The 26,794-nt window shown below is 39.9% G+C and carries 23 protein-coding genes; 8 read left to right on the forward strand and 15 right to left on the reverse strand.

Features of this window, described 5'->3' with window-relative positions; translation table 11 throughout:
- Positions 1-126: 126 nt before the first annotated feature.
- The 4 genes from CH377_RS13080 to CH377_RS13095 all read left to right on the forward strand — a co-directional run bounded on the left by CH377_RS13080 (position 127) and on the right by CH377_RS13095 (position 4,599).
- Positions 127-606, forward strand: a complete 480-nt coding sequence (locus CH377_RS13080; protein WP_100724233.1) for a hypothetical protein — start codon at positions 127-129, stop codon at positions 604-606.
- Between the two features lie 322 nt (positions 607-928).
- Positions 929-2,203: a hypothetical protein gene (locus tag CH377_RS13085; RefSeq protein WP_100724234.1), complete on the forward strand. Its 1,275-nt coding sequence runs from the start codon at positions 929-931 to the stop codon at positions 2,201-2,203.
- A 105-nt stretch (positions 2,204-2,308) separates the two neighbouring features.
- Complete coding sequence (locus tag CH377_RS13090; RefSeq protein ID WP_100724235.1) at positions 2,309-2,992, forward strand: hypothetical protein; 684 nt, start codon at positions 2,309-2,311, stop codon at positions 2,990-2,992.
- A 5-nt stretch (positions 2,993-2,997) separates the two neighbouring features.
- The gene (locus tag CH377_RS13095) at positions 2,998-4,599 is read left to right on the forward strand and encodes a HEAT repeat domain-containing protein (RefSeq protein ID WP_423789914.1); all 1,602 of its coding nucleotides are present in this window, start codon (positions 2,998-3,000) and stop codon (positions 4,597-4,599) included.
- Here the strand turns inward: CH377_RS13095 and CH377_RS13100 are convergent.
- Positions 4,583-7,132, reverse strand: coding sequence for a SpoIIE family protein phosphatase (locus tag CH377_RS13100; protein ID WP_100724237.1), 2,550 nt, complete (start codon positions 7,130-7,132; stop codon positions 4,583-4,585). The two genes, CH377_RS13095 and CH377_RS13100, sit on opposite strands and share 17 nt — an antisense overlap.
- Before the next feature lie 333 nt (positions 7,133-7,465).
- Complete coding sequence (locus CH377_RS13105; RefSeq protein WP_100724238.1) at positions 7,466-7,852, reverse strand: DUF1304 domain-containing protein; 387 nt, start codon at positions 7,850-7,852, stop codon at positions 7,466-7,468.
- Positions 7,853-8,215: 363 nt separating this feature from the next.
- Here CH377_RS13105 and CH377_RS13110 point away from each other — a divergent pair, with 363 nt between their 5' ends.
- From CH377_RS13110 to CH377_RS13120, 3 genes are all read left to right on the forward strand, one after another.
- The gene (locus CH377_RS13110) at positions 8,216-9,484 is read left to right on the forward strand and encodes an ATP-binding response regulator (RefSeq protein WP_100724239.1); all 1,269 of its coding nucleotides are present in this window, start codon (positions 8,216-8,218) and stop codon (positions 9,482-9,484) included.
- Positions 9,484-10,536 (forward strand): helix-turn-helix domain-containing protein, encoded by a 1,053-nt coding sequence (locus CH377_RS13115; RefSeq protein WP_100724240.1) that lies wholly within the window; start codon positions 9,484-9,486, stop codon positions 10,534-10,536. The genes CH377_RS13110 and CH377_RS13115 overlap by 1 nt, the downstream gene beginning before the upstream one ends.
- Positions 10,537-10,642: 106 nt before the next feature.
- On the forward strand, positions 10,643-11,464 hold the full coding sequence (locus CH377_RS13120; RefSeq protein ID WP_100724241.1) for a sterol desaturase family protein: 822 nt from the start codon (positions 10,643-10,645) through the stop codon (positions 11,462-11,464).
- A 71-nt stretch (positions 11,465-11,535) separates the two neighbouring features.
- Here the strand turns inward: CH377_RS13120 and CH377_RS13125 are convergent, their stop codons facing one another.
- The 8 genes from CH377_RS13125 to CH377_RS13160 form a co-directional block, all read right to left on the reverse strand.
- Positions 11,536-11,910, reverse strand: a complete 375-nt coding sequence (locus CH377_RS13125; RefSeq protein WP_100724242.1) for a DUF6488 family protein — start codon at positions 11,908-11,910, stop codon at positions 11,536-11,538.
- Between the two features lie 31 nt (positions 11,911-11,941).
- A complete protein-coding gene (locus tag CH377_RS13130) occupies positions 11,942-12,769 on the reverse strand; it encodes a HupE/UreJ family protein (RefSeq protein WP_207797593.1) in 828 nt (275 codons plus the stop codon).
- 43 nt (positions 12,770-12,812) lie between these two features.
- A complete protein-coding gene (locus CH377_RS13135; RefSeq protein ID WP_100724243.1) occupies positions 12,813-15,908 on the reverse strand; it encodes an efflux RND transporter permease subunit in 3,096 nt (1,031 codons plus the stop codon).
- A complete protein-coding gene (locus CH377_RS13140) occupies positions 15,908-17,065 on the reverse strand; it encodes an efflux RND transporter periplasmic adaptor subunit (RefSeq protein ID WP_100724244.1) in 1,158 nt (385 codons plus the stop codon). Before CH377_RS13140 ends, CH377_RS13135 begins: the two co-directional genes overlap by 1 nt.
- A complete protein-coding gene (locus CH377_RS13145) occupies positions 17,062-18,279 on the reverse strand; it encodes a TolC family protein (RefSeq protein WP_243401977.1) in 1,218 nt (405 codons plus the stop codon). Before CH377_RS13145 ends, CH377_RS13140 begins: the two co-directional genes overlap by 4 nt.
- Positions 18,280-18,435: 156 nt before the next feature.
- Positions 18,436-18,792 (reverse strand): hypothetical protein, encoded by a 357-nt coding sequence (locus CH377_RS13150; protein WP_100724246.1) that lies wholly within the window; start codon positions 18,790-18,792, stop codon positions 18,436-18,438.
- Positions 18,793-18,890: 98 nt separating this feature from the next.
- Positions 18,891-19,241, reverse strand: coding sequence for a DUF3147 family protein (locus tag CH377_RS13155; RefSeq protein ID WP_100724247.1), 351 nt, complete (start codon positions 19,239-19,241; stop codon positions 18,891-18,893).
- 37 nt (positions 19,242-19,278) lie between these two features.
- Positions 19,279-19,821, reverse strand: a complete 543-nt coding sequence (locus CH377_RS13160) for a hypothetical protein (protein ID WP_125172170.1) — start codon at positions 19,819-19,821, stop codon at positions 19,279-19,281.
- Between the two features lie 158 nt (positions 19,822-19,979).
- On the opposite strand from CH377_RS13160, the gene CH377_RS13165 reads away from it, so the two are divergent.
- Entirely contained in the window at positions 19,980-23,252 is a 3,273-nt protein-coding gene (locus tag CH377_RS13165; protein ID WP_100724249.1) for an efflux RND transporter permease subunit, read from the forward strand.
- Positions 23,253-23,376: 124 nt separating this feature from the next.
- Here the strand turns inward: CH377_RS13165 and CH377_RS13170 are convergent, their stop codons facing one another.
- The 5 genes from CH377_RS13170 to CH377_RS13190 form a co-directional block, all read right to left on the reverse strand.
- Positions 23,377-23,838 (reverse strand): hypothetical protein, encoded by a 462-nt coding sequence (locus CH377_RS13170; protein ID WP_100724250.1) that lies wholly within the window; start codon positions 23,836-23,838, stop codon positions 23,377-23,379.
- Positions 23,838-24,752, reverse strand: coding sequence for a PdxA family dehydrogenase (locus CH377_RS13175; RefSeq protein ID WP_100724311.1), 915 nt, complete (start codon positions 24,750-24,752; stop codon positions 23,838-23,840). The genes CH377_RS13170 and CH377_RS13175 overlap by 1 nt, the downstream gene beginning before the upstream one ends.
- 76 nt (positions 24,753-24,828) lie before the next feature.
- Positions 24,829-25,272 carry a bactofilin family protein gene (locus CH377_RS13180; RefSeq protein ID WP_008592184.1) on the reverse strand — a complete coding sequence of 148 codons (444 nt, stop codon included), beginning with the start codon at positions 25,270-25,272 and terminating at the stop codon, positions 24,829-24,831.
- Positions 25,273-25,376: 104 nt separating this feature from the next.
- On the reverse strand, positions 25,377-25,841 hold the full coding sequence (locus CH377_RS13185) for a GNAT family N-acetyltransferase (RefSeq protein ID WP_243401976.1): 465 nt from the start codon (positions 25,839-25,841) through the stop codon (positions 25,377-25,379).
- The gene (locus CH377_RS13190; protein WP_100709384.1) at positions 25,838-26,608 is read right to left on the reverse strand and encodes a hypothetical protein; all 771 of its coding nucleotides are present in this window, start codon (positions 26,606-26,608) and stop codon (positions 25,838-25,840) included. Before CH377_RS13190 ends, CH377_RS13185 begins: the two co-directional genes overlap by 4 nt.
- Between the last annotated feature and the right edge of the window lie 186 nt (positions 26,609-26,794).

Genomic DNA, 26,794 nt, shown 5'->3' on the forward strand with positions numbered 1-26,794 from the left:
ACAATTCAGACATTTATTCGGATCATTTTTAACAAAATTTGGTAATTTTAAATTAAAATCCCTTCTCCCAAATTGGATATTAAGAAAAATACTCAAAGGTTTAATTAGAATTTTGTTATTCTTAAGATGAAGTTTTTAAAAATTCTACTTATAGTCCCCGTTTTGCTTCTCCTTACATGTAACGAAGAAAAGAAAGATATTCCGAATTCATTGCTTTTTCCTTTATTACAAAATGTTGACTTAACTCCTGGAACAAATCTCGCCCAAGTGAGCTTTGATACGTTTACCGCAGACAACCAGTTAATTACTTCCTGCGATGTGGACAATTCTTCCGGGCAAGGGATAGTGGTAGATCTTCCCGATATATTCCCTTCCAACTATGTGGTTAAAATTGAAACTGTACCTTCTACTTCTCCTTTTACATTTCCGATAGGAGGAGCGCTTGATCTATATCTAGGCTCTTCTCATAAACCGGATGATCCAGCTAACTGCATATTAACGAGAACTTCCAGTAGCTTCTTTCGCTACTCGGCTACCCTATCGACTAACTGCACTGTGATGAACCATACCCTCAGTCGTCTGGAGATAGACTGTATACCAAACTAAACCCTGCACAATAGAAGTCTCCCAGGCCCTTAAGTGGCAACTATAAGAAACGAACAGTGTTTAAAACTATACCCCTGCCATATGGTCACCCGTATGAGGGATACGAAAAGTATATTATAAAAATTTAATTATATATCAAACATTAAATTCTAACAGTGTTCAGTGAGGCCTCACTCACTGTAATATTACGAATGTTCAATATAGGAAGAATTATTTATAAGCGAAATATAATTGAACATTGACTTCGAAATTCCAATATCCATGCTTTGACTCGAAGAGAATATAGAAATCTCCTTCAATAGAGAGTGGAGTTAATTTAAAAATGAACATTCGAAACTTTTGGAAAATCCTAAGCGGGACTTTCCTAATCGTGGGAGCTTCTACGCTTTCGGCACAAAGCCAAGCGCAAATGTTTTCCAGACCCGGAGTAATTGGTGACTCCTTAAGCCAGGGTTTTTATGGCGCAACCGTAGAAGAAAAAACTCAGAACTGGGCTTACCCGGTTTTAGTTTCCAAACAAGCTGGCTCCAACGTTTCGTATAACGTATTAAAAGGACCATACTTAAATTTTGAAGACGTGCTTAAGGGTGATTGTGGGGTATTCTGCATCGCTGCTTCCATTATCGGTGGAAACGGATCTACTGTTGGACTTCCAACACATGCAGGGATCACCGGCGCGGATTACACTACCGTTTTACAAACTTCCGGTCAGTGTGAGAATATTAATGCAACTACCTGGGCCAAACAATGGTATTGGGAAACTTGGTATTGGTATACTTATCGCTGGGTACAAGTTCCAGACTGCCAATCTCCAGATAAATTCCATCAATTCGGTTTAAGAAGTTCCGGCACTCAAATGCAAGTAATGCAAGCGGTTAAACCTAGCTTCTTGTTCGGAACTGCGGCTGCGAACCATGTACTTTGTACAGCATTAAGCACTTCTACAGATTGTTTAGACCAAGCGAGATTTTTGAGAGATATTCGTTCCACAATGTCCAAAATGGCTGCGATCGGAACCATCAAAGGTGGAGTTCTATTCACTGTTCCAAATGTGACTTCTATTGCATTCTTGGAAAATTATAATGATCCTCAAGGAAGAGCAAACTATTCTGGTTTAAAAGCATTCTTCCGTTCTTCAGTTTCAGATCCTTCTCAAGTTTTGGATAAAAACGAAGTAGCTACAATCACAAACTTCTTAACTTCTATAAACAACGAAGTGAAAGCTCAGGCTGTAGCTATGGGATTCGCATTAGCTGATCTTAAAGTCCTTTTTGACGACTTAAAGGAAAATGGCCGTTTGATCAAAAGTCCTTCCGGATACAGTCCAGGTTATGCAAAAGCAAACTGGCCTCTTCCTGGCCAACCTGGTATTTTTGGCTTGGATGGAGTACATCCGAATATGTATGGTCATTCGGTTTTTGCAAACGAGCTAATCAAAGCGATCAATTCCAAATACGGTTATTCTATTCCGCAAGTAAGCGAATACACCGCTTGGTATTACGATTCCTTAAATCGTAATCCGGTTGACTTGAAAAAATTCCTGACAGACACTCTGTTCGGTCAGTTTATTTCTTGGGTCATTGGGATTTTCGTATAAGAGCCTTGGCTCTTTGAAGTCCAAAACAAAATATTTATCAATTCCCGCTCAATAGGGCGGGAATTTCCTAATTCAACTTTTTAACTTTAATTTCCTTTTATCATCATGCAATTCTTTCGTTCTTATTGGCCCTGGATCTCAGGCGCAGTTATTCTAATTATTTGTATTTTATTTATATTCTGGCCGGAAAGAAAAACTTCTACTCCCAGCCTAGGGGAAGAAGCCTCCGAAATTGCAAATCGCAAATACGGTAATAGCGGCACCTTAGAGTTTCCGGATGCACCTCACCCTTTTGAAGAAGATCCTGACTTAGAAGGTCCTGCCAAAAGACTTTGGCCTGCGGCTTTTAAAGAAAAGAAGTCAGAAGAAGAAAGAGAAAAGATTAGAGAAGAATGGATCGATTTTGCTGCAAGATATCCTAAAAATATTTATATTCCAAGCGAATTCCGATCAGCGCTTACATCAGAAGATGAGAAAAAAGCCAGAGAACAATTGGATAAGGTTACTTCTGCGGAATCTAAGTTTGCATTGTCAAGGAATGAAGGCAGATATGCTCAACCCGGATCGGTTCCAACACGTCCAAACGATCCGAATGTAACTCCTGAAGAGCAAAAGGCTTACTTCTCTTATAAAATTTCCGAATTAGAATCCAGAATACAATTGATCCAATATGCGATCCAACAGGGTAGAATGGATGTTTCTCAAATCCCCCAAGCAAATTCAGATGTTGCTTCTTGGCAAAAGGAATTATTACAGTTAAGACAGGCCTCTGAATCGGTGCCTAGATAATATTTATGAAGTTTAAAGTATATTCTGTTTTTATAATTTCGTTCTTACTGTGTGGAGCCGCTTCGATTTTCGGTTTAACCTTCGGATGTTTTGGCCCTCCTCGCCCCGAACTTTTACCTGAAATCCAGGAAGAAGAAGTTCCAAGCTTAGAACAAGTGGTGTCCGATCTCAAAAGCCAGAATCCAAGAACTAAAGCACAAGCAATTATAGAGTTAGCCTCCAGAAACGAAAGAAAGTTCATCCCTATTGCTCGAGAATGGATGAGATCTTCGGAAGAAATTACAAGAGGCCCAGCAATCTTAGCATTAGGGATCTGGAAAGATAGAACTTCTCTTCCTGAAATTTTAAACTTTTTACATCCTAAATCTGGAATTGATATAGGAACAGTTCTGGAAGCTATCGCAAGAATGGAAGATCCTCAAGCAGGAAATCGTGTAGCAAATCTTCTGAACCAAGAAGATTCGAATATTCGATTATTAGCTGTAGATACTTTGGTCCGGATCAATGCAAGACAATCCGGAAAAATCATATTAACCTCTGCCAAGTCAAATAAAGATTCGGATAAAGCCAAAACATTCGCAATGGCATTAGGGAAATTGAATATTATTGAGGCGGAAGATTATCTTATAGATCTATCTTCTCATTCAGAGCCTGGCCCCACTTTGGCAGCATCCTATTTAGCTTTAGGAAAGATCAGAAGCAAAAAATCGATTCCACTTTTAGTAAAAGCATTACAGGCGGATTTTGATAAGGGAAGAGAAAATGCAAGCATCGCTCTTATCGATATCAAAGACTCTCAAATTTTACCTTTGGTCCTTCCTATTTTAGAAAACCAAGACAGGGAAATTCGGTATAGGGCAGCAGATGTTCTAATAGGAGTCCCGGATCCTGGGTTTTCGAACCGGATTCTAGAAGTTCTGACCAAAGGTAAAACTTTGGCAAAAGCTCCCGCTTCTCATGTTTTAGGTCATATCAAATTTTCAAAAGCAAGAGAAGAAATAGAAAAAACATTATTAGATCCTAATATTCCGGACAGGGAGATTATTGCCCAGTCCTTAGGATATTTAGGTGATAAAAAAAGTATCCCAATACTTGTTAAAGTCCTACGAGAAGACCAAACAGAAGCAAAATACGGAGCCGTTTGGGCATTAGGTGCAATTGGCTCAGAAGAAGGACTTCCCTATGTAGAAGAAGCTTGTAAGTCTAAAGACCAAAAATTAGCTAAGATCGCATCCGAAAGTTTAGGAATGATCGCTTCTCCCAAATCTCTTTCTCTTTTAGACAAAAAAACGGAGGATTTTCCTGATTTGGCACCTATCACTCTCGCGGCAATCACCTCTATTCCAGGAGAAGAGTCCCGTAAAATTTTGGAAAAATATGCAGAGAGTGGGAATATCAATCTACACCAAGTAGCAGTTTCTCAATTAGGAGCTAAAAAGGATTCCGCGAGTGTGCCTATTTTAATCCGATTACTACAAGAAGATTCAAGATCTAGAAACAGAAAGTTGATTATCTCTGCCTTAAAATCGGTGACCGGATTGAAATTCGCCTCCAAGAATGAATGGGTGAATTGGTATATCGTAAATTTTTCTAAAAAACATCCGTAAGTTTCAAAAGAATAGGGTGATCTGGGTCTATTACCTGCGCCCTTTTAGCGAATTTTTTGGCTTCTTCCGTTTGATTTAAGTTTTTATAAATATCTGCTAAGTTGATCAGATTATTCATATAACTCTTGTCCAAAGTGTATGCGATCTTTCCGAAATATTCCGCCTTTTGGAAATCCTTATTTAATTTACTGGAATAAGATGCGTAATATTGGGATTCCAATCTTTTAGGATTTAAATTTGCAGCTCTCTCAAAAGACCAAGAAGCAGAAGAAAAATCTTTGAGCTTCAGATAGGATTTTCCAAGCAAAATAAAGAATTCTTCTCTGTCGGAGAAAATTGTTTTGTATTCATTCAAATAATCGATCAAAGGAGAATAGGACTTTTTCTTATAAAGTGCCTTGGCATGTTCCAGTATTTCGTTTAAAGGTGTTTCGTTCTTTAATTGGGGTTCTACAAGATATTCCAATTTTAAGAGAGTAAAATCATCCGTTAATTCCCCAAACTCTAGGGTTTTTTCATATATATCTTTCAGATCACCGCCTGATTCTTCTACTGTTCGTAAAAATTTGGTCTCGTCTTCGTTTACAATTCGCCCTCTTTCGTCGTTCCCGATTAGAACATCATCTTTACCGTCAGATCCCAATATCAGTACATCATACTTCTTTAATTGAAAAAACTTTACGAAGAAATTCTCTTCATTCCCTGGAATACCGATCTTTCGCAATGTAAGTTCATTTTCCAAAAATCCCGCAGATCCATCTCTATACAATACCGGCCAAGGGTGTTCTGCATTGATATAATAAAGTGCACCGGTTCTTTCGTTCAATAAACCTATCACTACGGAAATATACATAGATCCATCGAAGGATTCAAAAATCCCTTGCAGCTCTAAAAAGGATTCCTTCAGCCATGATTCGGGAGGTTTCGAATATCCACCGTTACGATTGGTTCTGGTCAATAAGGATTGAAAAACAGTCCCCATTACAAGCGCACCACCCGCACCTTGGATAGATTTTCCCATTGCATCTCCGTTTACGAATACTGTATATTTTTCTCCTTGGATGGAAATATTTCCGGAAATACTGATATCTCCGCCTATTTCATAATGTTTTTCTTTGAACAAAATTGCCTTCTTTTGTTTGGAAAAGAAATCTATCTTCAGAGAAGGACTAACAGTATTGTTTGTAAACAAAGGTCGAATAAGTAGAGAAGTTAGGAAATAATCTCCATCTTGTTGAGTCTTCAGTTTATTTATGTTCGCCAAGGATACATTTAACTCTTGAGTTCTTTCTTGGACCTTATTCTCCAAATGTTCATTCAATTCCTCCACTTGTTCGTTCAAACGTACAAATTTGTTGGCAAGAATTGTAGCGATACTGATGATAAAAAAGAAAAATGCATAACCGACAGTCCGAGGAAAAACAAATAGGTTTCGATTGGACATCGTGTCCAAAATTGTGGACAATGCTACGACAGAAACTCCAATCAAGATGAGCAATGCATCTCTATCCTTTATTCTAATCTTATGGATCAAATAATAAAAGATAAGGACCATATAGGCCGCCCAACCCAATTGTACTGCGGAGCTATTCAGCTGATTATATAAAATTACATTATTCGAGAAAATATAGAATGCTATAAAAACTCCATAAATCGTATCCAACACATTTATAAATTTCCCTCTCTGGAATTTAAAATAAGATCGGATAAAATTCGCAAATATAGGAATAAGCGCGGTTAGAATAATATATTCCGTTTTTTTCATATATAAGAACGGAATTCCCAGATCGTATTTGATCTGGTTTCGGAGGAATTGATAGATCACAAGAAAGATAGTGAATAGTCCGAAATACAGATTTTCGGTGTCCGTCCTTCTTCTCATGAATAAAAATAAAAAATACCCTCCCACGGTCAGATAGATCATCAATAGTGCAATTTTAGTATATTCTGCCCTATAATAATCCCCTTGAATCAAACGAGTGTCTCCTATTTCGGTTCTGTCCTGTTCAATTCCAGCCTCTGGATGAAAGTATTTTTTCACTTCCAGGACGAGTATATTCTCCTTCCCTCCCCGGATTAACTCGGGAGGGATCGAGTATATTCTGATTTTATCATATGCCTGGGGCTCTGAAGAATTCATATCCCCGGTTTCTCCGATTAGTTTTCCGTTCAGATAAGTTTTATCCTTATCCGTTAAGGTCCCTAAACGGACCGAGATCCCGGCAGCCTTCCAAGTTTCAGGAGCGATAAATTTTTTAATTATATAAACCTTATCTACCGATTCGTCGGAAACCCTATAAACTCCAGGAGCATTGTATGGATTTGTTTTGATCCTGAGATCTTCTCCACTTAAATAAGAAGAGGAGAATTGTTTCGGGTCTAAAATTTCTTCCGTAATTTCCCAAGTATGGTTATCAGTGGAATTTAGGCTGGAGATTGTGTCGAAGGATCCAATTTTTTGAATCTCTTTCGGGAAAAGTAAATTTGGAAAAAGTAAAATTGATATGAGGACGATTGCGGAACGAATCTGCATCGGAATTTCCTTGGATTGAAAATTGGATTTCAAATCTTCATGTTCTTTGGTACGGCCAAGTCTAAACCGACCTTAGGCTGAATTAAGAACAGAACTAAAGAACAATGTTCGGAATTTTCAGATGCGAGTTTTTTCTTTTTCGACTTGCGAACGTTAGTTTAAGAGTCCGATTTTAAAGAATTCTCACAAGTACATTTTTGAAAGATAGATTACAACTCTATGTCTTTAATTCCGGAATTTATATTCCGAAATAATCGCTACTAAGAAATCAAAAGAACCTCGTCCGAAAAATCTCTCGAAAATCCAGAATCTTTCGGACGAATTGAAAGAGGTCTATCTTGTGATAGAAATAAAATATAATATAACTGCAATCAAAGGAGGAAGTCCTTGGATAATCGCAGCTCTTGCCATTGCAGGTTTAGAAACTAATAATACAAGCCCTGCCCCGAAAACAGAAAGACAAGAGAATGCTAAAATCGCAGGAGCATGACAGGTATGTATTTCGAAAAAGATTGCTCCATATAAAGCGCCTATCGCCAAAAACAAATTATAAAATCCTTGGTTTAAAAAGACTCCCTTCATTGCTTCCGCTAATTTAGTATCTGTGACACCGAATCTTCTATGAATACGAGGGCGCATCCATAATACACTTTCCATTATGAAGATCCAAACATGTAGCAAGCCTACAATAGCTGCTAAAATCCTTACTGTTAATATCATTCCATCCTCTCCTCGGATATAAATCCCTTGGAGTTATAATTCGGTATTCTTTTTTGTAAAGAGGTATTTGTTATCAACAACCTTATAGGAAGTCCTGATTTACGCAGAGCGACACAAGATCACAGGTAGTAGCAATCCGAATAATTTCAGAAAAACCAAGCTTTTTCACTGAAGGGGGCAGATAACGTATCCGGCGGAATAGTGTCCATTAATTATCTACGATTTAAGAAAAAATGTTTTACATTTTCATCTTTACAAAGTTATACAAATTCAATTCAATTGATCCCGCATAATGAAAACTTAAAGTTCTAATTTTAGGATTTTTATATATGCAAAATATTTAAAACACGCTCTGCTTTAATAATGGCATTCAGATTAAACCTACATAATCCAATTTTAATCGTAGAGGATCAGGCTGAAACTCGAGATCTTATCGCAAGATTAGCCAGAAGTTTCGGTGTAGATACAGATACCGCCTCGGATGGAAAGATCGGCTGCGAGATGGCAGAGTCAAAGGAATATTCCCTTTACTTAGTGGATCTGGAAATGCCAGTCATGAACGGATTCGATTTTATAAAAAAGATAAAGGAGAAAAAACCTGAGTCATTATTCATCGTAATTTCAGGGAATGTTATCCCGGAGATCATCATCAAAGTGATGAAATTAGGTATATTCGATTATATTATCAAACCGATCGACAGAGAAAGATTATACCAAGTGCTGGATAGGATTTCAGAATTTATACGATTAAAAGAAAGCGAGAGAATCCTTGTACAGGAAAACGAAGAACGCCTTAAGGCTCAGCTAAATTGGATCCTATACAAACAATCCTGGCTCACCGATCTGGAAAAAAATATAGATCTTTCCAAGAGCACACTTAACAACCTAAAACAAAGTTTTTTTAGTGGAGGAGGTTTTGGAGCAATTGTAAGTATTGTAGAAATACTCCAAGCAAGCGCTAAAAAGGAGGATTCATCTTATAATTTTTCTTCCGATGTAGTAGAATTACTTTTTGAGAATATTTATTATACGAAAAAAGGGCTTCGTTCTCTCGAAAAAAGTCTAGAGATCCTTAATAAAAACTTTCAAAGTTCTTTTCAAAAAACGAATAGCGAACAGATACACGACCTATTGGAAAAATCCAGATTAAAACTAGCGAACTCTAACCAACAATATAAGAAAAAAAAGAACGTGATAATCCCTCAGATTTCACTTCCTACGAATGGATATGATATAGATGCGGATCCAGATTCTCTGAGTCGGATATTTACAGAACTATTGATCAATGCTTTAAAATATTCTTCTAATAATTCCGTGATAAACATATATATCTCCGTTTCGGGTGGATACTTGAATATCAATCTGAAAAACGAATTCGATCCACAATCAATCCCAGGCATCCCTAAAAACAAGGAACTGCTAGTCAAACAACCATTCTACCGACTTGCCGGCTTTGTGGATGAAAATTTGGAAGAAGAGGAATATTTTACCGGTTTAGGATTGACGATTGTGGACTTCGTAATAAAAAAACACGGTGGGATTTTCTCAATACATAATGTTATCGATCATTCTCTTGGAGAAAAACCTGTAGAAGTGGTACTCGCCACAGTTTCTTTGCCTATCGTAGATTGATGTTCGAAACCACAAATCTGATCCATTATTTAAAAGCTGCAATAATCGCACAATTAGGCTTTCTGATCTTAAACTTTCTGATCCGAGTCAGACTAAGCTCACGTAGTCTACTTGGAAGTTTATTCATATCTTCTTTGATCGCTTATTTTATTTGTCCCTGGCTGGATCATTCTGCAAATCTATTCTTACTAATACTAGTCCATTCCGGCTGTTTTTCTGTTTCTATCTTTTTCTATTTATTTGTATCCAGCCTTTTCGAAGACGGTTTCAAATTGAAAGTCTGGCATGGTGTATTATTTTTTTCTCTAAATACATTCTGTTTTTATGTTTTTCTTGCTTCAGATATCAGAAGCCAAGGTTCTGTTTTAGCCAAAGTATTATTCAGCATGCCCCAGGTATTCTATCTAGGACTTATCTTACTCACTTTAGGAAGAGTTTTAAAAGATAAGAATATAGATTTATTAGAATCCAGAAGAGAATTCAGGGTTATCTTTTCTTGGGTAACAGGGCTTTATAGCATGTCAGTCGTATTGATGGAAGTAATCACCAAAGACGCTGGATATTCTGCACAATTAGATCTGATCAATTCTTCCTTCATATTTGTATTGGTATTTTTCATTTCATTTAGAATTTTCCAATTCAGAGAAAACATATTTCCAAATGGAGAAGTTCAAAAAGAAGAAACAACCGATGAGCCTTTAGACGAAGCCCTGCTCAAAAAACTGGATTCTCTTTTAAAGGACCAAAAGGTATTCTTACAAGAAAACCTGACGATCTTAGGTTTGGCAAAACAGTTAAACGTCCCAGAGAAGAAGGTCCGTAGGCTTATTAATAAAGGATTGGGATACAGGAACTTCAACGAATTCCTAAACCATTACAGAATACAAGAAGCAAAGTTTATACTCTCAAATCCGGGCAAAAATGATTTTCAGGTACTTAGGATCGCGATGGATTTGGGTTACGGTTCCCTTGCCCCATTCAATAGAGCTTTTAAAGAAATAGTGGGAACGACCCCCAGCGATTTCAGAAAACAAAACAGTTCTGCAAAATAGCTAATCAAATCCGGGATCAATCAGCGATTATCCGAAATCAATCGGATTCAAATCTGGAAAAATGTTCTAATGATCCATCAAACCCTTCGGGTGAAAAGGATCAAACATGAACTTTCACAAACAATTATTTCAATACATGATGGATTTGGTTCCCCAAATCCCAATCATATTCTTAATAGATTTCTTAAGATACTTTATATTTGCAGGTATCGCATTTTTGGTCTTCTATATTTGGAAACATCCGTTTCAATATAGAAAGATCCAAGAGAAGAATGCTAAACCCTCTCAATTCAGAAAAGAATTTTTATATTCTGTTTCTTCAGTAATCGTTTATACATCAGTAACTCTGATCGTATTTCTATTTAGAAAATATGGATACTTCAAATTTTACGAACGTATAGATGAGTATGGCTGGGCATATCTAATCTTAAGTACAGTGATGATCCTAGGAATACAGGATTTTTACTTTTATTGGACACACAGGCTAATGCATACTCGTCTGTTCTACAAGAGAGTGCATAAAGTGCATCATGATTCTGTCATACCTTCTCCTTGGACTGCTTACTCTTTCCATCCTTGGGAGGCTTTGATCCATTCTCTCATCATGCCGATCGTGGCCTCTATCTTTCCCGTCCATCCTCTGGCCTTGATGATCTTTATGACTTTTCAGATCATACGGAATGTTCTAGGTCATAGCGGATATGAAATTTTCCCAAGCTGGATGGGAACGAATAAGATCTTAAAATTAGTGAATTCAAATACCAACCATGATATGCACCACCAAAGTTTCCGTTATAATTACGGACTTTACACCACTGTTTGGGATTATCTATTCGGAACAGTTCATCCGGAGTATGAAAAAACTTTTGCGGAGATCACTAGTAAAAAACCGGAACAAAAAAGAAGAGAGCTGCAAGAAACTGTTTAAGATCTCGATAAAAATAAGGTCCGCATCTTAATATGGATGCGGATCGTTATCTAAAACCGGTTTTCCTATATCTACTCTTTCAGATCTTTAAACACACCCGAAAAATTAGCATCGAATACCTCACCATCGTCAGATAGTAGAATAAAAAGATTCTTATTCAATTTCTGATTCGTGAATCTAATAATATAGTAACCACTTCCTTCTTTTTTGATTGCTCTAGAGGTTACGGCTTTATCGTTCCATGTCGCATCCAGCTCGACTCCTTCTATTTTTTCTTTCTTGGAGATAATGGAAGCGACACCTTTCGCAGCAGCAGAGATTGCCTCTTTTTTTCCGAGTTTTCCCGCTTCTTCATGTTTATGGTCACCGTGAGCATATACGTTTGCACCAACCAGCAGTCCGATAATCGAAAATGCGAGTGCAGTGTTTAAAAATTTGTTTTTCATAGTTTTTCCTTTATTAATTATTTTGATTCTTTTAATGAGTATGTGTCGTTCCATCACCATGGGTGTGAGCATTTTCGTTTAACAGTATCTTCTTCTTGTACCCCTCCAACGCGGAAGGTTTTGATTCTGCCTGCATTTCCTCATGAACATGATGATGATCGTCCCTGTTTAAGGGAAAATCGTTCGGATATGCGGAATGTGAGTAACCGTGTAGCTGAATTATAAAAAGTAAGGTACCGACGAATAAGAGACCGGAATTTGCCAGTTTACTGAAGCTTTGGAAGGATTGTGTTTTTCTCCAACCGGATAAGAGAAGGATCATCAATCCAAGAGCAAATATCTGCCCTGCTTCCACTCCTACATTAAACGCAAGAATATTCCAAACAAGACCTTCTTCCTGCAAAGGCAACTGTTGCAAACGTGTAGAAAGTCCGAATCCGTGAATTAGACCAAACGCAAAAACCATCCACAACAGGTTCGGTGATTCGGTATTCAGATATTTCTTAAATCCGTCCAAATTATCGAAGCCCTTATATACTACGGTGAGCGCAATGAAAGCGTCTATTAGAAAGTAATTGGCTTGGATACCATATAATGTGGCGAAGATTAAAGTGATCGAATGTCCTACGGTAAAAGCAGTGATAAACTTGAATACGTCTTTGAACTTAGTAAGAAAGAAGATCACTCCGAATAAGAAAAGCAAATGATCGTATCCGGTCAACATATGAGAGGCCCCAAGCTCGAAGTATTGCCAGGACCCTGCATCCAATATTTTTTGTTTATCCGCATCCGACATACCATGCGCGAAAGTATCCGCACCGATGAGTAGAATGGATAATATATACAATATATTTTTCATTTTATTTCCTCGAATCATATTAAAGAGTTTTAATTTACACATTTTATTTTCGAATCCTTCTCGCAAATTTCGCATATACTACCGGTATCATGATGAGGGTAAGAGCGCTTGCGCTGATCAGTCCACCGATAACGACGGTCGCCAAAGGTCTTTGCACTTCGGAACCTGGCGATGTGGACAATGCCATCGGTAAAAATCCGATAGAGGCTAATAACGCAGTCGTTAATACCGGTCGAAGTCTATGCTCTGCCGCCTTGGCGATCGCCTGTTCCGGTTCTTCTCCCGCATGCTCCGCCTCTTTCGCGAAAGAAACTAGTACAAGTCCGTTCAAGATCGCAACCCCGAATAAGGCGATAAATCCGATCCCTGCGGAAATACTAAAAGGCATTCCTCTTAATAAAAGCGAAAACACTCCACCGGTCACTGCAAACGGAACGTTCAAGAAAATGATCAAGGTCGGATATATCTCTTTAAACGCAGTGAATAAGATTATGAAAATTGCAACCAATGTCACTGGAACAACTACGAGCAAAGTGTTCCGGGCTGACTGGTATTTTTCAAAATCCCCACCGAGTTCGTATCTGTAACCTGGAGGGAAAATAATCTTCGATAGAACTTTTTTCTCCACTCGATTCACTGTGCTTAGCATGTCACTTCCTCTCACATTGAATTGAACAAGAGCATATCTGTTCTGGTCTTCGTGATTGATTTGAACGGGTCCGTCTTCTATGGATATGTCTGCGAGTTCTCCGAGAGTCACGATCCTACCACCGATCCCGACCGGTAAGGTTTTGAGACTGATCAGGTCCTTTTCGAAATTCCAATCGGACACAACGGCTACATCGAAACGTTTCGGTCCTTCAAAAACTACACCCACTTTATGACCTGCGGATAAAGATTCAGCAATCTGATTCAGGCCTTCCATATCGAATCCGTATCTGGCCATTGCTTCTCTTTTTGGCCGAATCTTTAAATAACCTAGTCCTGTAAGTTGCTCTATCCTTAAGTCTGCGACTCCTTCTATGTCTTTAGAATGAGCTGCGATTTTTTCAGCGAATGACTTTAAGGTTTTCAGGTCCTCTCCGAAAATTTTGATCCCTACATCCGCCCGAATTCCCTGCATCATCTCGTTCGTTCTCATTTGGATCGGTTGAGAAACTCCAACTGCGACTTCAGGCACCGCCTTAGAGACCACTTTTGAAATTTCCTCTTCCAATTCTAGTTTGGAAAATCTCCACTCGCTTTGCGGCTTCAATTCCAAGAATACATCCGATTTATCGATCCCCATCGGTTCGTTAGCAAGTTCCGGAGATCCTGTTTTAGAAACAATACTTGAGATCTCCGGAAATTTCTCTAAAAGGATTTTTTCTATCTTTAGAGTAGTATCCAAAGATTGTTTCAAGGAGCTGGAAGGCAGACGGGAAATTTCCAGAAGAATGGAACCTTCGTCCAAGGTAGGCATAAATTCCGCACCGATGAACACGAATCCAAGGATGGAAAGGGAAAAAACACCTAACACAGAATAAGCGACTCTTCTCGAATTCTCCATACATTTTTTTAGGAAAGGGGAATACCAAGCGCTGATCCTTCTAAAGAAAGGTGTTTCTTCCTGCCTCTTACTTTTGGGGTCTATAAAGTAAGAGGCTAAGACTGGGATCAACGTTAAGGTTAAGATAAACGCGCCGATCATCGCAAATAAAACGGTAAGCGCCATCGGAATGAACATCTTTCCTTCCGTTCCTGACAAGGTAAGAATCGGAAGATACACGATCCCTATGATAATCTCTCCATAGATCGTGGCTTTTCTCACTTCCATGGTAGCGCTCATGATGATATCAAGCCGTTCTTCCTGGTTTAATCTTCTCCCTTTCTGTTTTGCTACTTCGGATAATCTTCTAAAAGAGTTCTCCACCAAAATCACAGCCCCATCCACGATAAGTCCGAAGTCGATCGCTCCTAAAGACATTAAATTCGCGGTTTGATCCCGAAACTTCATGATAGAAAGAGCGAAAAACATCGCAAAAGGAATGGTTAATGCGATCACAAGACCGGATCTAAGATCTCCGATCATTAAAAGAAGTATGATCAGCACAAGGATCGCACCTTCTCCCAAGTTCCAAAGGACAGTGTTAATCGTACTCTTTACCATGAGGGAACGATCATAGAAGGGTTCTATCTCCATTCCGGCAGGTAATATTTTCTTAATCTCTTCTAGCTTGTTACGCACATTCTCGGTTACCTGAAGTGCATTTTCGTTTACAAGCATAAGAGCCATAGATCCTACCACTTCTCCTTTCCCGTCGGAAGTTGCCCCACCTTTGCGGAGAAGATACCCTTCCTCCAACTTGGCAACAGTGGATAGATAGATCGGAAATCCGTCGGAGGTCCTACCAATAGAGATCTTGGAAAAATCTGAAGTATTCTTCAAAAGGCCTTCCGTCCCGATCACTACATGTTCCTTATCCTTCTCTATATAACCTCCTCCCGCAGAGGCATTGTTTACAAGGACTGCGTCCGCAATATCTTTTACTCCGAGCCCGAGAGACGCAAGCTTTGGAATATCTGCGACAATCCTATATTGTTTCACCCTCCCTCCGAAAGTATTTACCTCCACCACTCCCGGAACTGTCTTCAAGATAGGATTGATAAACCAGTTCAGATATGTGGTAAGTTCGATCAGGGAATGAGTCTTACTTTTCAAAACAAATTGGTAAACTTCTCCTAACCCTGTGGAGATCGGTCCGATCTGCGGTCTTCCGTAATTGGGCGGGATTTGGTTGGAAACATCCACAAGCTTTTCGCTAACGAGTTGCCTACTTAGATATAAGTCTGCGCCTTCTTTAAAAACGACTGTGACAATGGAAAATCCATAACGAGAGATCGCTCTCACCTCGTCCACTTTCGGAATTCCGGAAACGGCTCTTTCCACCGGATAAGTAACGTATTGTTCTATCTCTAAAGTGGAAAGTGCCGGAGCGGTAGTGATAATATCCACCTGCACATTCGTGATATCAGGCACCGCATCTATCTTAAGCTTTCTTGCGGAGTCTATCCCGACTAAAAGTAGTAAGGCGGAAAAACCCAAAACATAGATCCGGTTATGAAGGCTCCAACGAACGATAGAAGTAAGAAACTCCATTATTCCTCCTCTCCGAAGGAAGACTTCAAGAATAAGGATTTAAGTTCGAAAACTCCTTTCGTGACTATATCTTCTCCTTCGCTTAGTCCTTCCTTAACTTCTATATTCGTTTCTTCCGAACTTCCTAAGATCACCTTTTTAGGTACAAACGAATCGGCAGAAAGTTTCACAAAAACAAAATCGTCGTTTTGGATCTTGAAAACGGATTCCTGTGGGACGAGGATCCCAAGGCCGGTATTTGTGACTACCTTCACCGTTCCGAACAATCCGATCTTTGCCTTTCTCCCTATATTAGAAAAAGAAAATCTAGCATGGATCGTTCTGGAATCCAAATCCACCTGTTCTCCGATATGTTCCAGAACTCCCGCAAAAACAAGATCCGGATAAGAATTCAAGATCACATCGGCCTTGCTTCCTTCCGAAATTTTAGAGAGGTCCCCTTCGAAAATTTTAGCCATAAACCAAAGTCTGGAAATGTTTCCAACGGTTGCCAGGTTTTGGGTCCCCGTCACAATGGAACCGGGTAGCGCGTTCCGATTTAAAACGATCCCACTCATCGGAGAATAGATATAGTATTTCCCGCTCGTTTCTTCGTTCGGTTCTAGACCATTGGCTCTTAGATTTTCTTCCGCCGCTTTCAAATCCGCAGCATTCACTTTCAATACCGCTTCGGCATCAATCTCTTCCTGCTTGGCAGCAAGTTTCATAGAGACTAAATTCCGAATTCTCTCCAAGTTCAGAAGAGCTGCGGAATGTTTCGTCTTGGAAGAATGATAAGAGGATCTAAGCCTTGCTAACTCTGGAGAATCCAGAACCGCGAGAAGTTGACCCTTCTCTACTTTAGAACCTTCTACGAATTTGATGCTTACAAGCCTTCCCGAAACTCTGGATGGAACTTCCACCACTTGGTCTGGAACTGCGGCTACTTCCCCGATCAAAGGAATTGTACGTCTGAAATTTTTCTTTTCGATACGGATCGTTTCGAGTTGAAACAAATCTCTTTGCTCCTTCTCCACTTGGATCGGCTCAAACTCCGTAGAACTAACAGTTTCCAAGACTGTACGATTGGATTTGGACTTAAAGAATTTCTTATAAACCCAAATCGAACCTCCAATCAAGGATACTAAAATAATAATGATAAAAATGGATCGTTTCACTGTTTGATTTCCTTTAAATGATCCTCGAAAGACAATCCGAGAGATCGAACAAGCTCTATCTGAGCGAGCGAGAATTCAGTCTTAGAAAGGATGAAATTCAATTTTGCGTTCGCTAATATTCTCTGAGAATTGAGAGCATCCGCGACTTTCATTCTTCCGAAACGGATTGCTTCTTTTAGAAGATCTAGATCCTTATCCAAGTCCTTGATATAACTCGGATCGTACTGTTCAATTTCAGAATGAAGAGCCAAATAATTTGAAACGGAAGATACAATCTCGGTACGAATCAAACGTTCCGTAACTTTTGCATTTTCCTGAGCTTGTTCACGTATAGCTACTGAACTTTGGATTTCCCCTTCGTATGTTCTCCATAAGGTAACAGGGAGACTTACCTGAGCACCTACTACTCTTTCATTGAAGCCGTCGTTTTGTATGAAGCCACCGATAGTGAGATTTGGAATTTTTTGGAGTTTGACTTGCTCTAATTTTCTGGTAGCGAGTAAGATCTCGTTCTCCGATACTTCCACTTCCGGCCGATTCGTCATTGCGATCTTTACCAAACTGGAAACGTCTTTTGGGAGTTCCTTTAATTCCAAATCCGTAATATCAAATTCTATTTTTTCCTCCGGAGAAGCACCCATCAAGACGAGAAGTTCCCCTTTAGCAGTATCCGATTTTCTCCCAGCTTGCTGTAGCACTCTCCAAAGACGAAGTTCTTCCGCCTTTGCTACGTCCACATCCATAGAAGGAGCAACTCCCTCCTTTGCCCTTGCAGAAGAAAGTACCCTTAAGTCTTTTGCGAGTTCGTAGAGAGTTTTCGTTTCCTCGTATTCTCTTTTGAAACCGCTGTATCTAAGAACGGAAGAAAGAATTCTTGAAAGTATATTCCTTCTAGCGATCTCCAATCTTCCGGCTTGGACTTTATATTCTTCGTCCGCAACTTCAAGAGCCTTTGCTCTCTTGCCTCCAACGAATATTTCCTGAGTTACGATAATCTGTTGATTACCCGCAGTCGGCGCAGGACCACTTCCTAAGATCCCTCCCTCGGAAGTAGTTCCCTTACGATGAGCAAGATAACCTCCGACCACCGGATTGGAAGGGAAAAGATAAGATGCTACTTTCTTTCTACCGGCAATTTCTTTTAGTTTTAATTGTTCAATCTTGTATTCCGGATTAGAATCCAATACGCATACGGTGATGCGTTGCAGATCCATAATACCGACACAACTCGACGGACCGGAATTTCCCCCGGCCTGGGAATATAGGGCTTCCGTCATGAAGACACAGGAAAGCCCGAGCATAAATGCGCGCATGATTCCTCCATGAAGGAACCGGATTAAATATTATAAGGTTCCTTCAAGATCGCAATGTTAAGCGATGGAGGAAATTTTAGGTGGGCGGAATAAACGGATAGGATCTTCGTAAGTGAGGATTACAGGTTCTTGGATCTGATAGAAGGATACGGAAAGGATTCCGTAGATCCTAGTCATATAGAGATCCCAAGATACGAATAGAGTTAAATTACAAGGGCAATTGATACAGATATGATTGTCCATATCGTCGTCTTCATGATCTGGTGTGTGAATCGCGTAAGGACAATGATCCTCGCTTTCACCAACTGCTCCGCAAACTGCTTCGTTATCGATAACTTTCTGGATAACAAAATTGAAAACGAATAGAATAATGAAAAAGCGAAGTATTCCAGTCTGTATAAGCCGCAGATTCATGGTTCTCTCATTACACTGGAAGTCTCCATTCCTTCATTTCAAGCAAAAAAAGGTAGGAAGACAAAAAAACCAGTCCTGCTCTAAATACATTCCTTTGGTCATAAGAGTTTGATTCCAAATCTCTCTAAGATAAGGTTAAATGAAAAAAACAAGGCCACTGTTAAAAGGATACATAAACCTATTGCGGACCAAAACCCGAAACTCGCATATAATTTCGGAAAGACCAAGAACATAGGAAGAGTGGGAAGAACAAACCAAAACGTATAGTACGCATGATTTGAGATCTTTTCCTGTTCAGCTTTTTCAAACTGCAGCCAAAGCAAAGTTAAGATGGTTACAATCGGTAAGGAGGCAATCAGTCCTCCAATCTTGTCGCTTCTTTTTGCAATTTCTGAAATCAGAACAACTAGGCCAGAAGTGACTGCGTATTTGAAGATGAGGTACAACATAATACGACAACAAGGATATGTTTCGTATTTTTAGAAATTATAATTTGGAAATATCTCGGCAGTCTATTTCGAAATCCTGGATAGATTGCAGTTGTGCGAGATCGGGAGAGATTTTTAAACCAGTCTGGCTAAATTTTCCCTTCTCCATTTTACTATATCCGATTGAAACGCGAAACGTATCAATAGAGTTTATATTTTCAAAGTCCTCGCCGATTTTAAGTTGATGAGATTGTCCTGGCAATATAAGAGAAATCGTTTTAGCGAGATTTTTTGTTTGCTCTTCAGAAGTTTTGGAATTCTTTGCGGAACCGAAAAAATATCCTAACTTTGCTTCTGAATGATTTCTTTCGATGGAAGGCAAAGCCGTATTTAATAATATTACAGGATCAGAATCCCTGTTTTTGATTGTTATTTCATTTAAAATCTGATCGCAACGAATATGGTCCAATGCAAGAGAATTAGGTGTCTGTTGAAAGTCACCTATTCCTTTACATGAAAAGAATGCGAAGAAAAAAAGAAGATTAAACAAAAACTTTGCATTCATAATCGTATACTCTTGTAAGATTTCAGATGGGATCAATGAAAAGACGAAAAATCCTTTTCGAATTCGAATACATTTCTTCAAAATGTAATGAATCATCTCCGGCCCATTTGAGAAATTTTTTCATAAAAATTAAAAGCCAAAAATACAAACTTTGCATACTTTGTTTCTCTTAAGGAAAAGCAAAAGGACACTCTATGATAGAAAAGCTCGTGGAATTATCGATTCGCAAAAAAGGTACAGTCCTAATCATCGGCGCCGTATTTTGTATTATCGGTCTTTTTAATGCTTTTAAACTTCCTATAGATGCGGTTCCGGACGTAACGAACGTTCAAGTCACCGCGGTTACTTCTTCGCCCGGTTTGACCCCGTTCGAGGTAGAACAGTTCATTACCTACCCGATAGAATTAGAATTAAATGGAATTCCGGGAGCAAAAGAGATCCGCTCCATTTCCCGCGCAGGAGTTAGTTCCGTTTCTGTGATCTTCGAAGATGGAACAGATATATGGTTTGCAAGACAACTTGTAAATGAACGCCTAAAAATAGTAGGTGGTCAAATTCCACCGGAATACGGTTCTCCCGAACTAGCTCCAGTGGCTACCGCCTTAGGAGATATCTATGAGTTTACTCTTTCCTCAGACCAACATTCTCCAACGGAACTTAGAAGTTATATAGATTGGGATCTATCCAGAAAACTGAAAGCTGTTCCGGGCGTAATCGAAGTAAATACGTTAGGCGGGACCTTAAAACAATACCAAGTGCTTATCGATCCAAAAAGATTAGCGGCTCATAATCTTACTGTGACTGAGATATTGGACGATATTAAAGCCGCCAACTTCAATACCGGAGGAGGATACGTCCAAAAGGGAGAAGAACAATTAGTAATTCGAGGCGAAGGACAATTTGGCGGGATAGAAGAATTAAGACGAGTCGCAGTCAGAACTTCCGCAGACGGTATTCCTCTTCTATTAGGTCAAATCGCTAAAGTGGAAGAAGGGCCCGCGCTTCGCTTCGGTATCGCAACCCAAAAGGGAAAGGAAGTAGTTGCTGCTACGGTGATAATGCTTCTAGGACAAAATTCCAGAGATGTAGTCGATCGAGTCCGCGAAAAAGTAAATGAGATCAAACCTACTCTTCCAAAAGGAATGAAACTGGAACCTTTTTACGACCGTTCCGAATTTATCAATAGAGCATTAAAAACGGTCTTCATGAATTTGAGCGAAGGAGCAGTCCTTGTATTTCTTGCATTAGTCCTAACCTTAGGTACTGCAAAAGGAGGTGCTTTAGTCGCTGCGGCAATCCCAGTTTCCATGTTAGTTGCAGTTATATTTATGCGGCAATTGGGAGTTGTAGGAAACTTGATGTCTTTAGGCGCTCTCGATTTCGGTCTACTTGTGGACGGTTCCATTGTAATGCTCGAATCGGTACTCGCGGGCTTTTATCTGGGAAGAAAAAATTTCGATCGGCCTATGAACGAAGAAGAACTTCGCATCGCGACTGAAAACATTATCTCGGATCGATGCAAACGAGTAGCAAAAGCTGCAGCTTTTTCGGTAGCGATCATTATGTTAGTCTATCTTCCGCTTATGGTATTAGAAGGAGTGGAAGGTAGAATGTTTCGCCCCATGGCGATTACAGTCGCCTTGGCACTTGCAAGTGCGTTAATCTTTTCAGTTACTATCTTCCCCGCAAGTCTTGCCTATGCCTATAAACGTCCGTTTATTCATAAGGCACATGCCTGGGAAAAGATAGAAGAATACTATATTAAACTTTTGGATTGGGGATGGGTCCGAAAAAAGCAGATCATACTTTTTTCCGTCGGAATCATCCTCTTCTCCTTCTTATCCGGAAACTTCCTCGGATCGGAATTTTTACCCCGGATCGATGAGGGGGAACTGGAGATTGATGCCAAACGACTCCCCTCTACCGCAATAGATTATTCCAGAGATTTAAACATCGAAATCGAAGAGGTTCTCTCCGGATTTCCGGAAATTGCAAGTGTGGTCTCTCGTGTTGGCCGTGGAGAATCGGCGGCGGAACCGTTAGGAACGGAAGAAACCTCCGTGATGGTAAAATTAAAACCCAAAGATGAATGGGTAAATGCGGACTCTAGGGAAGAACTAATGGATAAGATCAAAAACAAACTGATCGCTGAAGTTCCATCCACTTATTTTAGTATGTCCCAGCCTATCGAGAACAGGGTAAACTCTCTTCTTACGGGTTCCAAGGCAGATGTGGTCGTAAAGATATATGGAGATGATCTAAAAACGATCAAATCAATAGGAGATAAGATTGCTTCTACCATGCAGAAAGTGCAAGGAACGGGCGACCTACGTGTTCAAAGAGTTCTCGGCCTTCCTATGCTCCAGATCAATACGAACTATGATAGGATGGCTCGGTATGGAGTCTCCGCATCTGAAATTCTTAGAACGGTAGAGATGATGAGAGTCGGCGCGAAGGCTGGAAAAATATTCGAAGGAATGAGAAGATACGATCTTGTATTAAGACTAGATTTGGAAGCGGATGATTTACCCGAAGTTGCGAATATTCCGATCATGACAGCTTCCGGTAATACGATCCCTCTCGGACAGGTTGCAGATATTGAAGTTTTAGATTCTGCGGCAGCAATCTATAGAGAAGCTCTCAAAAGAAGGATCTTTGTAGAAGTGAATATCCGAGGAAGAGATTTAGTCGGTTATATCAATGAGGCCAAAGAAAAAGTGCAACCGATTGCAGACAGTCTTCCTCCCGGCTACGAAATCGAATGGGGAGGACAGTTCGACAATTTCGTCCGAGCAAAAAATAGGCTGATCCTTGTTGTCCCTGTTGCATTAGCTATCATATTCTTCATGCTTATGGCCGCTTTCAATAGTGTGTATTATGCGCTGGGAGTCTTCGCAGTAGTTCCTTTGGCAACCGCAGGTGGAATTTTGGGCTTAGTGTTACGCGGCTTACCCTTTAGTATCCCTGCCGCAGTCGGATTTATCGCAGTAAGCGGAATTGCTGTTTTAAACGGAGTAGTTTACGCCTCCACATTAAAGGAAGAAATTCAATTAGGAAAACGAATTGAAGACGCGGTAATTTCTGCTGGGATCCTTTCCTTACGACCGGTCTTAACTACGGAGTTTATCGCCGCTATCGGGTTTCTTCCTATGGCCATTTCTAGCATGGCTGGGGCGGAAGTGCAAAGGCCGTTGGCGACTGTAGTGATCGCAGGAGTTTTGGTTGCAACTGCGTTATCTCGTTTGGTTCTTCCTATCGTAATGGAAACACTTTTAGGTTGGGATGAAGCACGGATAAAGAGAAACGAAGAGATCCGTAGGAAGAAGGAAAATACGTATATTCGGATCGATATCGGAGAGCACCACTCCACTGCCATGGTAGAACATCATAGTGAAGTTCTAATTGATGAGAATGGTCATGAGCCGGAGTTGATCAAGAAGAAAGGTTCGGGAAAGAAGAGGAAATGATAGAAATTGAATATTAGAGAAACCGATAATCTTCTGCAGTTCTAATCACCTGCTTTGTACTTTAGGTTTCTCCATACTGTATATTTGATATTTTCACTGCCGTTGTGGAAAGAAGACTTTAGAATTACTTCGTAGGAACTATCGTAATCCACTCAATAAATTTAGTCTGGAAGAATGTATCTATCTGCCCTGTGAACTGGTGATAAACCAAAAAGAAAATCCAATAAGCTAAAGTAGCTGCAACCAAAGTTCTCGCAGTCATATTTGCTAAAACCGGAGAAGCACTGTAATACATACGAACTACTGCAATAGGCCATAAGAATAATAAGAAAAAGTAAATCGCTCTTGGGATCCCGTAAAGCCAGCTTAAAATTTCAGAGGGATAAGATTTAGATAATCTTTCATAAGCTTCTTTTAACTCGGGAAAGAATTGGAAGAAGTAGAATACGAAAATGAAGAATGTAGCGATCTTCCATATGATCTCTATATCGTTTCGGATCAGCACAAAGGTCAAACCCACGAACCAAATCAAAAAGATTGGAAATACGATCTGCTGTAATAAGGAACCTGACTGGGCGAGAAACATCAATGAGATCTCCTATGATCATTTTCGGCAGAAATCCGCCCCGACACCCACTCTAAACATTGCAGAAAACTCTCCGGATCTGCTTTTCCGAGACCTGCAATATCAAAAGCAGTCCCATGGTCCGGAGAAACCCGGATAAAATCCAGTCCCAAAGTTACATTCACTCCGAATTTTCCCTCCCACATCTTGAATGGGATTAAGCCCTGGTCATGATAACATGCCAAAAACAAAGAATACTTTGCCCTAGAAGTTTCGCTGAACGCACCATCTGCAGAAAGTGGATCCGTAACATCTAACCCGGCCTTTCTCATCTTTGAGATGATCGGCATTAGTATCTTCTTCTCTTCGTCCCCAACCTTTCCACCTTCTCCTGCATGAGGGTTTAAACCTAAGAACGCGATTTTACCTTTAGAAATTGGAGCTGAACGAACCGCAGAAATAAAACTGGATAGGTGGATTTTTTTTAAATAAGAAGGTACCTTCTTCAATGGAATATGAGTTGTTAAAGGTAGAACATTTAGTTCTTTTCCAGCCATAAGCATATATGTTTTTTTCTTATATACCTCTGCCAGATACTCAGTATGGCCTGTGAATTTTTTTATTCCTGCTTTGATCACCCATTCTTTGCTTAAAGGAAGAGTGATCAGGTTTCCGCCAATCTTCTTTTGGATGCGGACCGCGTCCTTCAAACTTGCGAACGCAGCTTTTCCAGATATTGGACCAGGCTTACCAATCACTAATGATTTTTGTTCAGAAGAAGAAAGTGTAGATGTTCTCCAAAGATAAAGTCCAGGAGAAGATATTGAAAATGGATCTCCAACTTCCTGCCAACCAGGATAAGAAAGAGAAGAATTTGAACTGATAAGTAAGATTTGTCTTTGCCCAGAGAAGTTGTTTAACTTCTCCCTAGACATTTGAAGAATTTCAGGCCCGATCCCACAAGGGTCTCCCTCTGTGATAAGGATGGGAATCAAGGCCTATACCAGAGATTTAAGCTTCCTTAGCTGCTGTTTGTTTACCGAAAAGTCTTTCTAAGGTTAAAGAGTCCTTAGCGTATTCTAATTCGATATGATCTTTGTTGGAATGTTTCAGATCGCTGGAAATGATACAACGTCCTTCAAGAACAACTCCGTTTTGGATGATCAATTCCGGTGTGCGGATATCTCCCAAAATCCTGGATGTAGGAAGAAGCATCACTCTGTTACGAGCGGTGATATTTCCGATCACGATACCTTCTATAATAACACTGGCAGCAGTGATGTTTGTGCGAACTTTACCGGATGCTCCGATATACAATTGTTCCGCTTGAAGAGATTTTCCTTCGAACTTTCCATCAATCTTTAAGGATCCATTGATGAAGAATTTTCCGTTAAAGTAGGAATTTTCGCCGATTGTGGAGTTTGTAACTTCGGAGGAGTTCTTAACAAGTGCCATGAATATAAAATCCTATTTGCGAAAGACCGCAAGTTTTCGGTTTATACACTAATAAACCGGACCCACCCCTTCCGAAAAGGAATTTTTTAAACTGGAAGCTATTTTTACAGATCCAGACTCAGTCGGATCATGTCCCGGCAGTGGATCCCGTTCTCGTAGATTGGTTCCGGATAATTTTTGGTAAAAAAATCGAAATCGATCCCAGTAATTCTAAATCCACATTTTTGGTACAAGCCCAACTGGCCAATCCCCGCATTACCTGTCCCAATTTCGAGGGTATGAAAACCGTCTTCTCTTGCCTGAGAAATCGCATGAAGCACCAATTTTTTTCCAAACCCCTTGCCTTGCTCGCCTTCCTTGACCGCCACATTAATGATCACTGAAGTTCCAGGACGAGTCGTCAAAAGTACGTAAACTCCAAAAATTTCCGAATTTCCAGACTCCAGTACATAACAGTTTGCTCTGTCCCAATATGACTTTATAATTTTTTCATTCGGATCTGCGAGAAGTAACAGATCCATAGGTGGAGTTTCGTCGGAAGAAAGTTTTCTGATCTTAGTATTTATCAATGTTTAATATTTGGCACGTTGATCCGATCCAAAACTTCTCCGGTAAATTCCCTAAATTCATCCAAAGCATCTGGAATAGATTTGCCTTCCAACTCGGTTGCCTTCTCGAAACGAGAATTGAAAGTGATCCGATCTTCTATATTCATGATCACCCCCCCACCTGCTTTGAACTCTCCCAAAATTTTGGAAAGGAAATCATTAAACTTTTGGAACATTTCAAAAGCTTCTGCGATAAAAATACGGGTTTGTTTATTTTTCATCCGGCTTAGCTGTTCTCTGAAGTCCTGTTTTTCAGCGGCCTGGTATTCTTCTATAGTCTCCGTCAAAACCTTTATGTTTCGTCGGATATTTTCCATATGTTTGACCACTCCGTCTTTCTCGTTCCCGTGGGAGAAGTCGAAACGAATATGAGTTTCATTTAATATAGGAAGATACTCCCGATCCAACACATTGATCCAGGTTCCGATCTGATTCACCTCAGTATCGTTAGAGTTTGGAGAAATTTTCATGATAGGATACTTAGCCAAGATCCTTCCTGCAGCGTCCGGATTTTCACGGAACATACGGATCTGCTCTGCAGCAGTTTCGAGATTGTCCGGAATTCCCTCCGGAGAAATTTCCCTCATCCGATTTCGATATTTTTCCAGATCCCTGGAAACCCTGTATTTCTGTTCATCATTCTTGGACAACCTCTGAATCTTTTCCAATTGTTGGATCATCTTCTGGTGTCTTTGTAATTCTAGGATCTGTTCTTGGGTGATAGCCATGGGGTCTTAGGCAAATTTTAGAAGAAGTACAGTTCTAAGGCAAGAAAATTCTCCAGCCAATTTGTAGGAGTTCCAACGTGAATTTGAAAAAGAGGATCTTATTGACAGGGGAAGCACTTTGTGATAAGGAAAATACGCGCTCCCACAAGCCACTCCCCCCAATCCCAATGCAGGGCGGGGGCGGCC

The organism is Leptospira haakeii (assembly GCF_002812045.1).
Taxonomy (GTDB): Bacteria; Spirochaetota; Leptospiria; order Leptospirales; family Leptospiraceae; genus Leptospira_B; species Leptospira_B haakeii.

Excerpts from the sequence above, each read along its gene's own strand:
- CH377_RS13080 (WP_100724233.1), top strand. The coding sequence starts at position 127 with ATGAAGTTTTTAAAAATTCTACTTATAGTCCCCGTTTTGCTTCTCCTT.
- CH377_RS13085 (WP_100724234.1), top strand. The coding sequence starts at position 929 with ATGAACATTCGAAACTTTTGGAAAATCCTAAGCGGGACTTTCCTAATC.
- CH377_RS13090 (WP_100724235.1), top strand. The coding sequence starts at position 2,309 with ATGCAATTCTTTCGTTCTTATTGGCCCTGGATCTCAGGCGCAGTTATT.
- CH377_RS13095 (WP_423789914.1), top strand. The coding sequence starts at position 2,998 with ATGAAGTTTAAAGTATATTCTGTTTTTATAATTTCGTTCTTACTGTGT.
- CH377_RS13100 (WP_100724237.1), bottom strand. The coding sequence starts at position 7,132 with ATGCAGATTCGTTCCGCAATCGTCCTCATATCAATTTTACTTTTTCCA.
- CH377_RS13105 (WP_100724238.1), bottom strand. The coding sequence starts at position 7,852 with ATGATATTAACAGTAAGGATTTTAGCAGCTATTGTAGGCTTGCTACAT.
- CH377_RS13110 (WP_100724239.1), top strand. The coding sequence starts at position 8,216 with ATGGCATTCAGATTAAACCTACATAATCCAATTTTAATCGTAGAGGAT.
- CH377_RS13115 (WP_100724240.1), top strand. The coding sequence starts at position 9,484 with ATGTTCGAAACCACAAATCTGATCCATTATTTAAAAGCTGCAATAATC.
- CH377_RS13120 (WP_100724241.1), top strand. The coding sequence starts at position 10,643 with ATGAACTTTCACAAACAATTATTTCAATACATGATGGATTTGGTTCCC.
- CH377_RS13125 (WP_100724242.1), bottom strand. The coding sequence starts at position 11,910 with ATGAAAAACAAATTTTTAAACACTGCACTCGCATTTTCGATTATCGGA.
- CH377_RS13130 (WP_207797593.1), bottom strand. The coding sequence starts at position 12,769 with ATGAAAAATATATTGTATATATTATCCATTCTACTCATCGGTGCGGAT.
- CH377_RS13135 (WP_100724243.1), bottom strand. The coding sequence starts at position 15,908 with ATGGAGTTTCTTACTTCTATCGTTCGTTGGAGCCTTCATAACCGGATC.
- CH377_RS13145 (WP_243401977.1), bottom strand. The coding sequence starts at position 18,279 with ATGGATCTGCAACGCATCACCGTATGCGTATTGGATTCTAATCCGGAA.
- CH377_RS13150 (WP_100724246.1), bottom strand. The coding sequence starts at position 18,792 with ATGAATCTGCGGCTTATACAGACTGGAATACTTCGCTTTTTCATTATT.
- CH377_RS13155 (WP_100724247.1), bottom strand. The coding sequence starts at position 19,241 with ATGTTGTACCTCATCTTCAAATACGCAGTCACTTCTGGCCTAGTTGTT.
- CH377_RS13165 (WP_100724249.1), top strand. The coding sequence starts at position 19,980 with ATGATAGAAAAGCTCGTGGAATTATCGATTCGCAAAAAAGGTACAGTC.
- CH377_RS13170 (WP_100724250.1), bottom strand. The coding sequence starts at position 23,838 with ATGTTTCTCGCCCAGTCAGGTTCCTTATTACAGCAGATCGTATTTCCA.
- CH377_RS13175 (WP_100724311.1), bottom strand. The coding sequence starts at position 24,752 with ATGTCTAGGGAGAAGTTAAACAACTTCTCTGGGCAAAGACAAATCTTA.
- CH377_RS13180 (WP_008592184.1), bottom strand. The coding sequence starts at position 25,272 with ATGGCACTTGTTAAGAACTCCTCCGAAGTTACAAACTCCACAATCGGC.
- CH377_RS13190 (WP_100709384.1), bottom strand. The coding sequence starts at position 26,608 with ATGGCTATCACCCAAGAACAGATCCTAGAATTACAAAGACACCAGAAG.